This is a genomic window from Mesorhizobium erdmanii USDA 3471 (genome assembly GCF_000472705.1).
GTDB classification, from domain to species: Bacteria; Pseudomonadota; Alphaproteobacteria; order Rhizobiales; family Rhizobiaceae; genus Mesorhizobium; species Mesorhizobium erdmanii.
On record NZ_AXAE01000030.1, the window covers coordinates 50,610 to 65,607 of the forward strand.

General features: G+C 62.7%; 13 protein-coding genes. 5 read left to right on the forward strand and 8 right to left on the reverse strand.

Annotated elements, in window-relative coordinates:
- Positions 1-56: 56 nt before the first annotated feature.
- Together pgl and zwf are read right to left on the reverse strand one after the other, a co-directional pair.
- Positions 57-773 carry a 6-phosphogluconolactonase gene (gene pgl / locus A3AU_RS0123330; RefSeq protein WP_027055035.1) on the reverse strand — a complete coding sequence of 239 codons (717 nt, stop codon included), beginning with the start codon at positions 771-773 and terminating at the stop codon, positions 57-59.
- Positions 755-2,224 (reverse strand): glucose-6-phosphate dehydrogenase, encoded by a 1,470-nt coding sequence (zwf, locus tag A3AU_RS0123335; RefSeq protein ID WP_027055036.1) that lies wholly within the window; start codon positions 2,222-2,224, stop codon positions 755-757. The genes pgl and zwf overlap by 19 nt, the downstream gene beginning before the upstream one ends.
- A gap of 306 nt (positions 2,225-2,530) precedes the next feature.
- Between zwf and A3AU_RS0123340 the strand changes: the two genes are divergently transcribed.
- Both A3AU_RS0123340 and A3AU_RS0123345 read left to right on the forward strand, forming a co-directional pair.
- Entirely contained in the window at positions 2,531-3,277 is a 747-nt protein-coding gene (locus A3AU_RS0123340; RefSeq protein ID WP_027055037.1) for an SDR family oxidoreductase, read from the forward strand.
- Between the two features lie 105 nt (positions 3,278-3,382).
- Complete coding sequence (locus tag A3AU_RS0123345) at positions 3,383-4,687, forward strand: Mur ligase family protein (protein ID WP_027055038.1); 1,305 nt, start codon at positions 3,383-3,385, stop codon at positions 4,685-4,687.
- Between the two features lie 313 nt (positions 4,688-5,000).
- Here the strand turns inward: A3AU_RS0123345 and A3AU_RS0123350 are convergent, their stop codons facing one another.
- The 3 genes from A3AU_RS0123350 to A3AU_RS0123365 all read right to left on the reverse strand — a co-directional run bounded on the left by A3AU_RS0123350 (position 5,001) and on the right by A3AU_RS0123365 (position 9,016).
- Positions 5,001-5,873 carry an SH3 domain-containing protein gene (locus A3AU_RS0123350; RefSeq protein WP_027055039.1) on the reverse strand — a complete coding sequence of 291 codons (873 nt, stop codon included), beginning with the start codon at positions 5,871-5,873 and terminating at the stop codon, positions 5,001-5,003.
- 290 nt (positions 5,874-6,163) lie between these two features.
- A complete protein-coding gene (locus A3AU_RS0123360) occupies positions 6,164-7,450 on the reverse strand; it encodes an NAD(P)/FAD-dependent oxidoreductase (RefSeq protein WP_027055040.1) in 1,287 nt (428 codons plus the stop codon).
- A gap of 129 nt (positions 7,451-7,579) precedes the next feature.
- Positions 7,580-9,016 carry a glutamine synthetase family protein gene (locus A3AU_RS0123365; protein WP_027055041.1) on the reverse strand — a complete coding sequence of 479 codons (1,437 nt, stop codon included), beginning with the start codon at positions 9,014-9,016 and terminating at the stop codon, positions 7,580-7,582.
- A gap of 143 nt (positions 9,017-9,159) precedes the next feature.
- Here A3AU_RS0123365 and A3AU_RS0123370 point away from each other — a divergent pair, with 143 nt between their 5' ends.
- A complete protein-coding gene (locus tag A3AU_RS0123370; RefSeq protein ID WP_027055042.1) occupies positions 9,160-9,870 on the forward strand; it encodes an HAD family hydrolase in 711 nt (236 codons plus the stop codon).
- 55 nt (positions 9,871-9,925) lie between these two features.
- Here the strand turns inward: A3AU_RS0123370 and A3AU_RS0123375 are convergent, their stop codons facing one another.
- The 3 genes from A3AU_RS0123375 to aceA form a co-directional block, all read right to left on the reverse strand.
- A complete protein-coding gene (locus A3AU_RS0123375; RefSeq protein ID WP_027055043.1) occupies positions 9,926-10,369 on the reverse strand; it encodes a response regulator in 444 nt (147 codons plus the stop codon).
- 241 nt (positions 10,370-10,610) lie between these two features.
- Positions 10,611-10,853: an SMc00767 family acetate metabolism repressor gene (locus A3AU_RS0123380; protein ID WP_006202762.1), complete on the reverse strand. Its 243-nt coding sequence runs from the start codon at positions 10,851-10,853 to the stop codon at positions 10,611-10,613.
- A gap of 57 nt (positions 10,854-10,910) precedes the next feature.
- On the reverse strand, positions 10,911-12,200 hold the full coding sequence (gene aceA, locus A3AU_RS0123385) for an isocitrate lyase (RefSeq protein WP_027055044.1): 1,290 nt from the start codon (positions 12,198-12,200) through the stop codon (positions 10,911-10,913).
- Positions 12,201-12,438: 238 nt separating this feature from the next.
- Between aceA and A3AU_RS0123390 the strand changes: the two genes are divergently transcribed.
- Together A3AU_RS0123390 and A3AU_RS0123395 are read left to right on the forward strand one after the other, a co-directional pair.
- Positions 12,439-13,887: a helix-turn-helix domain-containing protein gene (locus A3AU_RS0123390; protein ID WP_027055045.1), complete on the forward strand. Its 1,449-nt coding sequence runs from the start codon at positions 12,439-12,441 to the stop codon at positions 13,885-13,887.
- Between the two features lie 136 nt (positions 13,888-14,023).
- Positions 14,024-14,977 (forward strand): DMT family transporter, encoded by a 954-nt coding sequence (locus A3AU_RS0123395; RefSeq protein WP_027055046.1) that lies wholly within the window; start codon positions 14,024-14,026, stop codon positions 14,975-14,977.
- Positions 14,978-14,998: the final 21 nt, after the last annotated feature.

Consider the following 14,998-nt stretch of genomic DNA (forward strand, 5'->3'; position numbering starts at 1 on the left):
TCAGGCGAGGTCCCGGAAACATCCTCCCGCCGTTGCCGGGACCACTAAACGAAAAATCAGGGCGCCCAGAAAACCTCTACGGGCCTGGGCGCGGCGTCGAGCACGGCGCGGATCGGCTTTCGCGGCCCGGGCGCGACCGCGCCGTCGAAGGCGGTGCGCTTGTCCTCACCCTCTATGTGTAGTGCGATGAAGCCGGCCTCGATGATCCGCGCCAGCGTCAAGGTCAGCCGTGGTTCGCCCGCGCTGGCCGCATGAACCGGCAGGATGATCCTGTCCGACGCCGGATCGAGCAGCTTTGCCAGATCGTCGGCATCGGGAAAGAAGGAGGCGGTGTGGCCGTCCGGCCCCATGCCGAGCACAACGACATCGAGCGGCCAGGGCAGGGACCGCAGTGCCGCGTCGTCGGATGCCGCCGCGTCCTCGATGCCGGATGCCTCATGGTAGAGGGGCACGAAGCGCGCCGCCTTGGCGGCGTTCTGCAACAGATTGGCAGCCACCAGCCCGGCATTGGAGCGCGGCGAGGAGGCCGGAACGAAACGCTCGTCGACCAGCGTCACGATCACCTTGTCCCAGGCGATCGGCAGCGTTGAGAGGGTGGCGAAGAACTTTGCCGGTGTCGTGCCGCCGGAGACGGCCAGCACGGCCATTCCGCGTTCGGCGACAGCCCTGGTCAGGTGGTCGGCGACGCGGCCGGCCAGCGCCGCGGCCAGTTGCGGACGGTCTGGGAAAGCGTTCCAGTTGTAGCTGGCGCTGTTCAATTGCTCTCGTGCCATGTCCGCCCGTCACGTTCGATCAGCGCTATCGAGGCCGACGGGCCCCATGTGCCTGCCGTATATCCCTGCGCTTCCTGCTTGGCGCCTTCCCAGGCATTCTGGATCGGGTCGATCCATTTCCAGGCCGCCTCAACTTCGTCGCGGCGCATGAACAGCGTCTGGTTGCCGCGGATTACATCCATGATCAGCCGTTCATAAGCGTCGGGGGCGCGGCCGTCGAAGGATTGCGCGAAGCTCATGTCGAGCGAGATCTGGCGCAGCCGCATGCCGCCCGGGCCCGGATCCTTGATCATGATGAACTGCTTGACGCCTTCGTCGGGCTGTAGCCGGATGACCAGCTGGTTGGCGAAGATCGGCCCGGCGCTGTCACCGAAGATCGAATGCGGGATCGGCTTGAACTCGATGACGATTTCCGAAACCCGGGTCGCAAGCCGCTTGCCGGTCCTGAGATAGAACGGCACGCCCGCCCACCGCCAGGTGCCGATCTCGGCCTTGATGGCGACGAAGGTCTCGGTGTTGCTGTCCTTGCCGAGCTCCTCGACATAGCCCTTCACCGGGCCGCCGGCGGACGCGCCGGCGCGATACTGGCCGCGCACCGTGTGCTTCGGCGCCTCGTTGCCGTTGATGCGCTTCAGGGCCCTGAGCACCTTCAGCTTCTCGTCGCGCACCGCGTCGGCGTCCATCGACGACGGCGCCTCCATGGCGACCAGGCAGAGCAATTGCAGCATGTGGTTCTGCACCATGTCGCGCAGTGCGCCGGCCTTGTCGTAATAGGTGACACGGTCTTCCAGGCCGACGGTCTCGGCGACCGTGATCTGCACGTGGTCGATATGGGCGGAATTCCACAGCGGCTCGTAAAGTGCATTGGCAAAGCGCAGCGCCATCAGGTTCTGCACCGTCTCCTTGCCGAGATAGTGGTCGATGCGGAAAATCTGGCTTTCATGGAAGTCGTCGCCGACCAGGTCGTTGAGCGCCTGCGCCGAGGCAAGGTCGCGGCCTATCGGCTTCTCCAGCACGATACGCGAGTTCGGCGTGATCAGATTGTGCTCTTTGAGCTTGTGCGAGATATCACCGAACAGCGCCGGCGCGACGGCCAGATAGAAGGCGCGGATGCTTTCACTCTCGCCGATCGCCTTTTTCAGCTTGTCGAAGCCGGCACCGGTTGTCGCGTCGGCCGAGATATAGGAAAGCCGCGCCAGGAAGGTCTTCAGTTCCTTGGCGTCGATGTCGGCCGGCTTGACGTGGTCGGAAATCGCCTGTTTGGCGAAGGCCTGGAATTCCTCGTCACTCATCTTCGAGCGCGACGTACCGATGATGCGCGTCGGCTCGGAGAATTGGTGGTCGCGCTGGCGATGGTACAGCGACGGCAGAAGCTTGCGTTCCGACAGGTCGCCGGTGCCGCCGAAAATGATGAAGTCGAAAGGATCGACGGGGATGATCTGGCTGGTCATGGTCTATCCGCTCTGACGCCGGTCGCGAGTACGCGGCTGATATATTCTAATCGATTTAAATTTTCCAGTGCCATGGTGTCACATCGAGGACCAATCGCTGGATATTGATTGGGCCCACCTGTGCGCTTGACACTGGCGCCAGCCGGAGGCTTGTCGATGAACGGAGACTCCGGAAGCTTTCGCAGTTGCAGCATAGAACGTGAATGTGACGAAAGCTAAGGGAGAAATGGCGCTGTCTGTCGCGACTGGGTCACGGCGGTCAGCCGACCTCTTGGTTGCGGGAAGATATCGATGAGCGGGAACAGCATGCGTCTGGAAAACAAGGTCGCCATTATCACCGGCGCGGCGTCGGGCTTTGGCGAAGGCATGGCCAAGCGCTTCGCGCAAGAGGGAGCAAGGATAGTTGTCGCCGATCTCAACGCCAAGGGGGCGGAGCGCGTCGCCGGCGAGATCGGCGAGGCGGCGATCTGGACCCAGACGGATGTTTCGCTGCGCTCCGAATTCGACGAGATGGTCTATGCCGCAAAAAGCGCATTCGGCCGTATCGACATCATGGTCAACAATGCCGGCTACACCCATCGCAACGGCGACATGCTCAAGGTCGACGAGGAGACGTTCGATCTGATCACCGCCGTCAACATGAAGGCCATCTATCATGCCGCGCTTGCCGTGGTGCCGATCATGGAGCGGCAAGGCGGTGGCGTTATCCTGACCACGGCCTCGACTGCCGGGCTTAGGCCGCGACCCGGCCTTACCTGGTACAATGCCTCGAAAGGCTGGGCGATCACCGCCACCAAATCGATGGCGGTAGAGCTTGCGCCGAAGAACATCCGCGTCAACTGCCTGTGCCCGGTGGCCGGAGAGACCGGCATGCTGGAGAAATTCATGGGCGCCGACACGCCCGAGATCCGCGAGGCATTCCGCGCCTCGATCCCGCTCGGGCGGCTGTCGACCCCGCTCGATATCGCCAATGCCGCGCTCTGGCTGGCATCGGATGAAGCCGCCTTCATCACCGGCGTGGCGCTGGAAGTCGATGGCGGGCGCTGCATCTGAGGCGAATTATCGGGCGCAATCGCCGACTTGACCGTGCGTCGGGCATCGACTTGACTTGAAGTTACGGGGCCTGAAGTTGTTTCGGGGGACGGGATCGTTGGCGCGATGAAGTCGAAATTACGCAAAGGTTTCAAAGATCTGCGGTGGCGCGTCAGTGTCTACAGGGCGAAGCGCGCCCGCGCGAAAAGCAAGGCGACTTTCATCGGCGTCACCGGCAGCTCGGGAAAATCGACCGTCACTGCACTGCTTGGGCACATATTGGCTGCTCATCGACCAGTCTACACGCAGGTTCTGGCCAACACCCTCCATTCAGTCGTCAGCGCGCTGTACAGGCGCATGAAGCAAGTGGAACGGGCCGACTATGTCGTGATGGAAACCGGGGCGTACGGCGTCGACTCGATCCGGCCAATGGCGGAAATGCTGCAGCCGCATGTGGCCGTCGTCACCATGGTTCGTCTGGAGCACGTTGCCAGTTTCAGGACACTGGAAAACGTCGCCGCCGAAAAGCGTGCATTGGTCGCGGCGTTGCGCCCGGGCGGCCTTGCAGTCCTTAATGCCGACGATCCCTATGTCGCTGACATGGCTGCCGGCGCCGGATGCCGCGTCGTCACCTTCGGCGCGGCACAGACGGCCGACTATCGTGTGACCGACATCCACGCCGCCTATCCGGACCGGCTGACCTTTTCGATCCATTGGCGAGGAGGGCTGCTGCAAATCGAGACGTCTTTTCCCGCCGAATATTTCTGGCTACCGACCGTTGCCGCCGTCGCTACGGCGCTCGAACTCGGTGTTCCTTCGGACAAGGTTGTGGCCCAGGTGGCAACTTTCCAGCCGGTCGTGAACCGCTGTGCCATGCTGATCACCGAAGGCGGTCCACAATTCATCCTCGATGTCGCCAAGGCGCCCTGGCACTCGATTAATCTCGCCCTGGACATGATGGCCAAGGCCACTGCCATCCGCAAGCGCATCGTCATTGGCCAGATTTCAGACTACACCGGCTCGTCCAGGAAATACGCTCACGCCTACCAAACCGCGCGGGAAATCGCCGATCAGGTGATCTATACCGGAGACAACGCACATCGCTCACGTGCCAGTCAGAGCGATCGCGACAGCGGCCAGTTTGTCGAGCTTCGGACGGTGAAGGAAGTCTCCGACCATATCAAACGGACGGCGGTGCCCGGCGAACTGATCCTCGTCAAAAGCTCATCCAACCTTCACCTGGAGCGCATCGCGCTCGCCTGGACGCATGACGTCAAATGCTGGATCCCTGTCTGCGGCAAGGCGGAGGGCTGCCAAACCTGTGGCATGTATGAATTGCCCTACGAGCAGCATCGCGCCCACGTCATGCTCCGCAGGCGCACCAGAATGTGGCGCCAGTTCCGCGGCATGTTCGGAGGCAGGTCGTCATAAGGCCGGGGCCGGCATCTACAGCAATCCCAGGAAAAGTGTGTAACGGTTTTCCGTCCAGAATTGCGTAAAAAACAAAGAGTTAATGCATGTCGCCCAGAAGTGACCTCGGTTCTGGGAGAACGACATGCATAAAAACAAGGACCTAAAGCGCGTCGCATGAATCCGTTTCGACGCGACGCGCTTTAGAGCGGTTCGGCGGTTCCATCAAGCGCTGAACCGTTCTAATGCATGTCGCCCAGAAGTATGCAGCGGTTCTGGGACAACGACATGCATCAAAACAAAGACTTTAAGCTGGTCCAAACGCGCCGTCACATTACGCGCCCGGCTTGATATAGCTCTTGTAGACCCAGCCGGTCTTGCCGTTGTAGACGATCTGGCACCATTGCTTGCAGTTCATCACCTGCACCGAGGTTCTTGCAGGCACGGTGCCGATGGCTGCTGCGTTCTTTTTCGGGCCGCTGCGCATGGTCACCGCTCTCAGGATGCGCCCGTTGCCGGCCGCCGCCACCTTGCGCGGCTTGGCCTTGCTGCCATCGTCATGGGTCGCCGCCGGTTGCTGTTCGGGTGTTTGCGGCTGCACTTCGGGGATCGCGGCGGTCTGTGCGCCATCGGGACTGCTGCCTGCCGCCGGTGTCGGCGCGGCAACCTTGGCAAGCTCGGCGGTGGCATCGGTTCCGGTCGCCGCTTGTGCGAATGACGCGGCGGTAGCCGGTTTGTCCGGCGCCGCGTCGGCCTGGTTGGCCACCTTGCCGGGAGCAGCCGCCTGATCAGACGCCGCTGGGGCGGTCTTCGGCTGTGCTCCGGTCCAGCGCGGATCATTGGCCGCAAGCGCTTGTATGTTGCTTCCCGCTGCCGTCACGGTTGGAGAAACCTGATCGGACTTGCGCGCTGCCCGCGGCACCGTCGCCGCGGCCACCGTGGTACCGGCAGGCACGACCTTCGTCGTCTTTACGGGAATGGCCGGAATGCTCTGTTCCTGGCTGGCGGCTGCTTGCCGCTCGCTCGCCGGCAAGGCCAGCCAGAGCGCAACCCCGGCCACGCCAAGCAGCGCGGCGGTGCCGACCGCGGCAATCACCAGGTGCGAGTTCGAACGGACTTCCTGCCAGAAGGACGGCCGCATGTCATATCCAAACTGCATGGCAAAGCGCCGACGTTCCGGAGCACCGAAACTGAAGGGCTCTCTCAATCTCGCCACCTCCATAAGCGGGCCAATGTTCTTTCGATCGGTGCCGGAAGTCCGGCGTCTGATCGGCATCGGTCCCAAAATCAACGCGGGCAAGCCCGCAGCAATCCCCGAATAGTCGCCCAGAAGCGGGAACCTTTCGCCCGCGATTGTGGCATCAGTACGCCATTATAAGGGATTCTGCGCCTTTGCCGGCATTTCCGCAATGTGCCGCTGGGGCAACAAATGTTACAATCAATATTACAATATTACATCAGCTCGTGATGGCGTGGGGCCGTGCGGTCCGCTGTCGCCTAAATCCTGTCGCGCAACGCGAACCAGTTGAGCGCCAGGAAAAGCAGCGGCGCGCGGAAACGGCGGCCGCCGGGGAATGGCGGAATTTTCAGGTCCTCGATCAGCTTAAGCCGGTCGCGATTGCCGGCAATCGTTTCGGCAAAGAGCTTGCCGAAGTAGTTCGACAGCATGACGCCATGGCCGGAATAGCCGCCCGCCGAGATCACATTCGGCATCACTTCGCGCACGAACGGTTTGCGCGGCACCGTGATGCCGACATAGCCGCCCCAGCCATGCGTGATCTCGACATCCCTCAATGTCGGATAGAGCTCCGCGATCTGACGGCGAATATGGATGTGGATGTCCTTGGGGTCGTCGACGCCGTAGACTTCGCGTCCGCCGAACAGCAGCCGGCCATCCCTCGACTTGCGGAAATAGCGCACCACGAAGCGGGAATCGTCGACCGCCTCGCCGCCGGGCAGCACTTTCGAATCCACCCCCAAGGGCACGGTAGCACCGATAAAAGACCCGATCGGCATGATGTGCGCGGCGCTTACCGGCTCGAGCGTTCCGCCATAGGCGTTGACCGCGACCAGGCATTTCTGCGCCGATATCGTCCCTTTCGGTGTGGAAACCCTGACCTTGCCGCCGGTGGAGACGATGCCAGTCGACGGCGTTGCCTCGAACAGTTGCGCCCCGGCCTGTGACGCCACCCGTGCCGTGCCGATCACCAGTTTCATCGGATGGAGATGGCCGGTGCCGGTGTCGCGCGTGCCGCCGAAATAGGCGGTCGAACCCAGCCGCTCCGCCGTCTCCTTGGCATCCATGAAGGAAATGTGCGGATAGGAGAACCGGCTGGCCATGATCTCCGCGTGCGCCTTGTAGTCGTCGACATAGCGCGGCTTGTGCGCCACCGAGAGCTGGCCCGGCATGTAGTCGATATCGATCTGGTTGATCGCCGCGAATTCGAGGAGATGCGCCTTCGCCTCCTCGGCGAGATCGAACAGCGCCCTGGCGCGGGACAGACCGTATTCGGCTTCCATGTCCTCGGCCCAGGCGCGTTGGCCGGTGCCGAGCTGCCCGCCGTTACGCCCCGACGCGCCGTCGCCGAAACGGTGGGCCTCGATCAGAACGACGTTGGTCCCTGCCTTGGCCAAGTGAACCGCAGCGGACAGGCCGGTGAACCCACCGCCTACGATGACAACGTCGCATTGTCGATCCCCGTCGAGCGCGGGATACTCAGGCCGTGATCCGGCCGTATCCTCATACCAGGAGCGGCCGGGCGAAATGGGGGATTGATAGGGCATGGGAACGCCAATGAATGGTGAATAGTGTGGACGGTGAATGGCCGCGAGAAGCGCGTCGCCTGCGCTCATCCATCCAGTATGAAGCTATTTACCATTCACTATTCACCACTCACGCGACGAAGTCGCCGCTCAGACGTTGAGCAGGAGGTACTCCCGCTCCCACGGACTGATCACTTCCATGAAGGTCTCGAATTCCGCCCGCTTGATCGCGGCATAGGTGGCGGCGAAGGACTTACCCAGCAGCGCGCAGAGTTCCTCGTCGCCCTCGAACAGGTCGACGGCTTCGAGCAGGCTGCGTGGCAGGTCGATCTCGTGCGCATTGGCGGTGGTCAGCACCGGCGGCTCGGCCTTGATCTTCCTCGTCATGCCGATCAGCCCGCAGGCAAGCGAAGCCGCCAGCGCCAGATAGGGATTGGCGTCGGAGGACGGGATGCGATTTTCAACACGCCGCGCCGCAGGATCCGAACGCGGCACGCGGAACGCCGTGGTGCGGTTGTCGTAGCCCCATTTGTTGTTGACCGGAGCTGAGGCCGCCTGTGTCAGCCGGCGGTAGGAATTGACATAAGGCGCGAACATCACCAGCGCGTTCGGCACGTGCTTCTGCATGCCGCCGATAAAATGGAAGAACTCCTCGGTTTCAGAGCCGTCCTCGGCCGAAAATATGTTCCTGCCGGTCTTCTTGTCGATGATCGACTGGTGGATATGCATGGCCGAACCCGGCTGGCCCTGGATCGGCTTGGCCATGAAGGTCGCGTAGATTTCGTGCTTCAGCGCCGCCTCGCGGATGGTGCGCTTGAACATGAACACCTGGTCGGCGAGTTCGACCGGGTCGCCGTGGCGAAGATTGATCTCGAGTTGGCCGGCGCCCTCTTCATGGATGAGCGTGTCGATCTCCAGGCCCTGGCTTTCGGAGAAATGGTAGATGTCGTCGATCAGTTCATCGAATTCGTTGACGCCGGCGATCGAATAGCCGGCGCCGCCACCGATCGCGCGGCCCGAGCGGCCCACAGGCGGGGTGAGCGGATAGTCCGGATCCGGATTCTTGCGCACCAGATAGAACTCGATCTCGGGCGCCACCACCGGCTTCAGCCCCAGCTTGTCATAGGCGGCGATGACACGCTTCAACACATTGCGCGGCGTGAATTCGACCGAACGGCCGTCTTGGTGGACGAGGTCGCAGATGACGGCGGCCGTCGGGTCCTCCTCCCACGGCACCACCGTCAACGTCGACAGGTCCGGCATCAGCTTGAGATCGCCATCGTCTTCGGGATAGTGGAAGCCATTGCCGTCCTCGGGATAGCCGCCGGAAATCGTCGTCATGAAGACGGCCGAAGGCAGCGCCAGCGAGGTGTTGGAGGTGAATTTCTTCGACGGCATCATCTTACCGCGCGCTACGCCAGCTTGGTCAGGCGTAATGCATTCTATATCCTCGATGCCGCGCCATTCCAGCCAATCGCTGACTTCCTTCCAGTTCTTCACGCCGCGCAGGTTTTTGACGAAGGCAGGCGTGCGCGCCCGTCCTCCGCGGCTCGACGGACGGACTTCCTTTTTTGCAGGCGGCATCATTCACCAGATTGGGTTGCGGATTGCCGAGTATAGCCGTCCCCCACTGTGGAAGGGAAGAGGAGCCGCCGCCGGCATTCCTCGTTCCGGTTGAAAATCGTGCCGGTCGGCTTAGGTTCAGGCGGCTCCCAATCCGGAAGGCATCGATGCGAAACAACAACGGACTGACGACCATTGGCTTCGACGCCGACGACACACTTTGGCAGAACGAACAGTTCTTCCGCTTAACCGAGAAGCGCTTCGCCGCCATGCTTGTCGACCATGGCGAGGAGAACCAGATTTCGGCGCGATTGCTGGAGGCCGAGCGGCGTAACCTTGCCGTCTATGGCTTCGGCATCAAGGGATTTACCCTGTCGATGATCGAAACGGCGATCGAGGTCACCGACGGTCGGGTTCCGGCTTCGGTCATAGCGGAGATCCTTGAGGCTGGGCGCGAGATGCTGAGCCACCCGATCGAGGTCTTGCCAAATGTGCGTGAGACAGTGGAGACGCTGGCCGGCGCATATCGCCTTGTGCTGATCACCAAGGGCGACCTCTTCGACCAGGAGCGCAAGTTGGCTGGCTCTGGCCTTGGCGACCTGTTCGATGCGGTCGAGATCGTCAGCGACAAGAATGCCGCGACCTATGCGCGCCTTTTCAGTCGCCACGGCGACGGTCCTGCAAAGAGCATGATGGTCGGCAATTCGCTGAAGTCGGATGTGGTTCCGGCCATCGAGGCCGGTGGCTGGGGTGTCCATGTGCCGCACGAACTGACCTGGGTGCTCGAGCATGTCGAGGCGCCGGTCGCCGAGCCGCGATTCCGCCAGATATCCGATCTCGGGCAATTGCCCGCCTTGGTCGAAAGCCTCAAGAATTGAGCTTGGTCGAAGCTTTCAGCTTTCCATTCCGAGTAATTGCGGGACGGAAGAACCGCTAGCGGCTGATCAGGCGATCGATCACCGGTTGTAGCCGCTCGGGCGTGATCGGCTTGGCGACGACGACGTCGATCACGCTCGACAGGCCGAGGCTCTCCGGCGTGCCAGTCTTGGTCGAAAGCAGGATGACGGAAGGGAGCGATTTGCCCGAAGCCCGCCGCAGAGTTTCGATGCCAGACATCAGAGTGTCGCAATCCTTGTTGTCGGCGCCGCCGTCCAGCACAATCACGCCCGGCACCAGCATTCGCAAGGTCTTCACCGCCATATCGGGCGATTCCGCGATTGGCCTGAGCCCGGATTGCTCGACGATCTTCGACACCACCACGCGATTGATTGGTGATTTCCCGACCACAAGCACTTGCGAGGCACCGCGGGTCGTCTCGGCGCTTGACCCCTGGGTCACCGGATTCGCGTGTTTTGCGGTCTCGCCCTTGCTACTCATTGGGCACCCAAGTAGGTCAAGAAGCACGCCCCTATTTCAATGCAGAGTTGAATCTGGCGGACTATTGGCGTGAGATCGCACCCCATGTCAAGCTGAAATAAAAGGCCTTCGAAAACACATCCTCTAACAGTCGAGTCAAGCAACAGTACTGTACTGCCCTGTCCATGGCTCGTTTTCGTAAAAAGAAAATTCACCTGCGCAGAGGCTGCCCAGGTGAAGGGGCGGTTGTACCCGTTCCCGGTCAGCCATGGCTCTGTTGCGTGACGATCACCGGGATCAGTAGATCGCCCCAATTTCCATCACCGCCATGGTGCCGAGCCGAGCGCACCAGTTCCACCGAGACGCCCGCCTCGACTGCTTTCATCACCGACTGGTTCAACCTGTGCAGGTCGTTGGCGAGCATGCGGATGGTCGCCTGCTGATCGACGCTCATCGTGGTCGATTGTTCTTCCGCACGTTCCTTGACTCGGCTTATCGATGCCATTGGTCTTCTCCTGTGTCTGAAGCCCTGTTGGGCGTTTCCTCGGTTTTTTCCGGTCCGCTATTCGGCGGCCGGCTTGAACTGTGCGTGCTCGGTCGATTCATGCATGGCGGTGGTCGACGACTTGCCGCCGGTGATCGCCATCGACACGGCGTCGAAATAGCCGGTGCCGACCTCGCGCTGGTGCTTGGTCGCGGTGTAGCCATTGGCCTCCGCGGCGAACTCTGCCTCCTGCAGCTCGGAATAGGCCGCCATCTGCCGTGCCTTGTAGCCCCGCGCCAGTTCGAACATGCCGTAGTTGAGCTGGTGGAAGCCGGCGAGCGTGATGAACTGGAACTTGTAACCCATGGCGCCCAGTTCCCTCTGGAACTTGGCGATCGTCGCGTCGTCGAGATTCTTCTTCCAGTTGAACGAGGGCGAGCAATTATAGGCGAGCAGCTTTCCCGGATGGTGCTTGCGCACGCCTTCGGCGAACTTCTTGGCCTGCGCCAGGTCGGGCTTCGAGGTCTCGCACCAGATCAGGTCGGCGTGGGGCGCGTAGGCAATGGCCCGCGCGATGCAGGGCTCTATGCCGTTCCTGACCTGGTAGAAGCCTTCCACCGTGCGCCCGGCATCATAGTCGACGAAGGGCTGGTCGCGCTCGTCGATGTCGGATGTCAGAAGCTTCGCGGCTTCCGCGTCGGTGCGTGCCACGACCAGAGTCGGCGTGCCCATCACGTCCGCCGCCAGGCGCGCGGCATTGAGGTTGCGGATGTGCGCGGCGGTCGGGATCAGCACCTTGCCGCCGAGATGACCGCACTTCTTCTCCGATGCCAGTTGGTCCTCGTAGTGGACGCCGGCGGCGCCCGCTTCGATGAACGCCTTCATGATCTCGAAGGCATTGAGCGGTCCGCCGAAGCCGGCTTCCGCATCGGCGACGATAGGCGCGAACCAGGTCTCGACCGAAAGTCCGTTGCCCTCGGAGGTCTCGATCTGGTCGGCCCGCTGCAGCGTGTGGTTGATGCGCTTGACCAGCTCTGGCGCGGCATTGGCCGGATACAGCGACTGGTCGGGATACATGGCGGATGCGGTGTTGGCGTCGGCGGCGACCTGCCAGCCCGACAGGTAGATCGCCTTCAGCCCGGCGCGCACCTGCTGCATCGCTTGGTTGCCGGACATGGCGCCGAGCGCGTTGACGAAATCCTCCTCGTGGATCAGCTTCCACAGCCGGTTGGCGCCCATCTCGGCCAGACTCTGGCGGATCTGCACCGAACCGCGCAACCGCTTCACATCCTGCGGCGAATAGGGACGTTCGATACCGTCGAAGCGACCTTCAGGCGCCGAGGGAACAAGATTGTAAAAATCGGTCATGGGTTCACTCCGAAGAATTGCTGCGCTGTGTCCGGCGGCCAATCATTGGCTCGTTGGAATATGACTGAATTTACATTGCGGCGCGAAATGAGCCAGAGAAATGCGAAAAAGCGCCAAGATATAAGGGAAAATCTGTGTTGTCTTTGACGCGGGGCTGCTGTAAAGTTGTCATTATTGTAAAAGAGTGACGCGGCGAGATCGCCGCGGATGTCCCGTAAATTCCTGTAAAGGGCAGTCGATGGCCGATCAGAAAATCTTCGCCGGGCCGCGCATCCGCCGCATCCGCAACGCCAAGGGCCTGACCCAGACGGCGATGGCCGAGGGACTCGGTATCTCGCCGTCCTATCTCAACCTGATCGAGCGCAACCAGCGGCCGCTGACGGTGCAGCTGATCCTGAAACTGGCGTCCGTCTACAAGGTTGACCCGCATGAGCTGCAAGGCGAGGCAAGGGGGTCGGTCGCGGCCTTGAAGGAGGTGTTCACGGATCCGCTGCTGGTCGGCGAATTGCCGGGAGACCAGGAACTGATCGAGCTCGCCGAGGCGGCGCCCAATGCGTCGGCCGCGGTGATAAAACTGTTCCGCGCCTATCGCGAACAGGCCGAGCGCCTGTCCGACCTCAACGAGCTTCTGGCGCGCGAGGGGCGGGCGACGGCGGTGTCAGGTGCCCGCTTGCCGATCGACGAGGTGCACGAGACCTTCGAGCGAAGGCCGAACCATTTTGCCGCGCTGGAGGAGGAGGCCGAGGCGTTCACGTCGGTGCTTGATCCCGGCGACGATTTGTTCGGTGCGCTGAAGGCCTGGCTGAAGCGCGAATACGGCATCGTGGTCAAGGTGCTGCCGGTCGCCACCATGCCGAACTGGCGTCGCCGCTACGATCGCCACTCGCAGCGCCTGTTCCTGTCCGAGCGGCTGTCGCCGTTCGACCAGTTGCGCGAAGTGGCGATGGAGGCATGCCTGATCCGCATGACGGTCGCGGTCGCCGGCGAGATCCAGGCGCTGAGGCTGAGCACGGACGAAGCCCGCCGGCTCGCGCGCTTCGAACTCGGCCGCTATGCGGCGCACGCGCTGATGATGCCTTACCAGCCCTTCCATGCGGCGGCCGTTCGAGCGCGCTACGACATCGATGTCCTGCGCTCGCGCTTCGGCGTCTCCTTCGAGCAGGCGGCGAACCGGCTGACCATGCTGCAGCGGCAGGGCGCGCCCGGCGTGCCTTTCTTCATGCTGGAGGTCGACAATGCGGGCAACCGTTTCCGCAGGGCCGGCAGCCAGGGCTTTCCACACAGCCGCTTTGGCGGCGGCTGCCCCAAGCTGCCCGTGCATGCCGCCTTCTCCCAGCCCGGCCAGATTTTCGTCGAAGCGGTGGAAATGCCCGATGGCGCCGAGTTCCTGTGCATCGCCCGCACGCTGGAGGGGCCGCAAGGCGCATTCTCGGAGCGTCCGCGCCGCACCGCGCTGCTGCTCGGGTGCGACATCGGCTTTCGTGACGACATCGTCTATGGCGCGGCGCTGCCCGGCGCCGCGGTCGGCGGCAAGGCTGGACCTGGCGCCCCGACGGCGACGCCGGTCGGACCGGCCTGCCGGCTTTGCGAGCGCGTCGGCTGCCTGGCGCGCGCCGAACCGCCGGTGACGCGCCCGCTCGGCCTCGACGAGATGGTGACCGGTCTCAGCGCCTTCGACTTCCAGTAACGCGGCAGCAAAGGTGCCACAATAGCCGCCGGTGTCTGGATCACCCGTACCTCAAGTCTTTGCGCTACGCGAACGGAGCAGTTTTTTGTCGTCCCTTGCGCATCGTCCCGTCCACAAAAGCTCGACACTCGCGCCCATGACTGACGCAGCATCATCACCAGGCCTTGTTAAAACGAACGCCTCGCCGCGCGAGGAACGCGTCGGCATGCTTCTGGTCTTCCTTTCAGCGCTGATGTGGAGTTTCGGCGGCACCATCGCCCGCTTCATCACCGTCGGCGACAGCTGGACGGTTATCTTCTGGCGCTCCGTCTGGGCCGCCGCCTTCCTGCTCTCTTTCATGGCCTGGCGTGATGGGTGGCGTGGCATGCTGAGATCGTTTCGCGACATGGGCCTGCCTGGCCTTGCCGTGGGGTCCTGCTTCGCCATCGCCTCGACGGCCTTCGTTGTCGCACTTGCCTACACCACCGTCGCCAACATCCTGTTGATGCAGGCCGGCGTGCCGCTTCTGGCGGCGCTGCTTGCCTGGGCGTTGTTTCGCGAGCGGGTGGGGGCGGCGACCTGGGTGGCGATCGCCGCGGTTATCGTCGGCGTCGCCATCATGGTGTCGGAATCGCTCGATGGCGCCGTCTCGCCCATAGGCGACGGGTTGGCGCTGCTGATCGCCTTGATGTTCTCGATCGCCACGGTCATCACAAGGCGGTTCGCCAGCGTACGCATGACGCCGGCGACCTGTCTGGGCACGATCCTGGCCGCGGGCTTTGCCGCCTCGCAGGCGTCGGCCTTTACGGTCTCCGCCGGCGACATGGGCTTTCTCTTTGCCTTCGGCGTGGTCAATCTCGGCATCGGCCTTGCCTTCTTCGCCACCGGCGCGCGGCTGATCCCGGCGGCCATCGCGGCACTGCTTGGCACGTTCGAGCCGATCCTTGGGCCGATATGGGTCTGGCTCATCCATTCCGAAGTGCCGTCCGGACGGACCATCATCGGCGGCATGGTGGTGGTCACGGCACTGCTCGTCCACATCGGTCTCGAGTTCAAACGCCAGGCACGGCCGCAGCGGGCAGGGGTCACCGGGGTGCCGTCGCCGAATTGATGCAGGCCGGCGAAGCTTTGC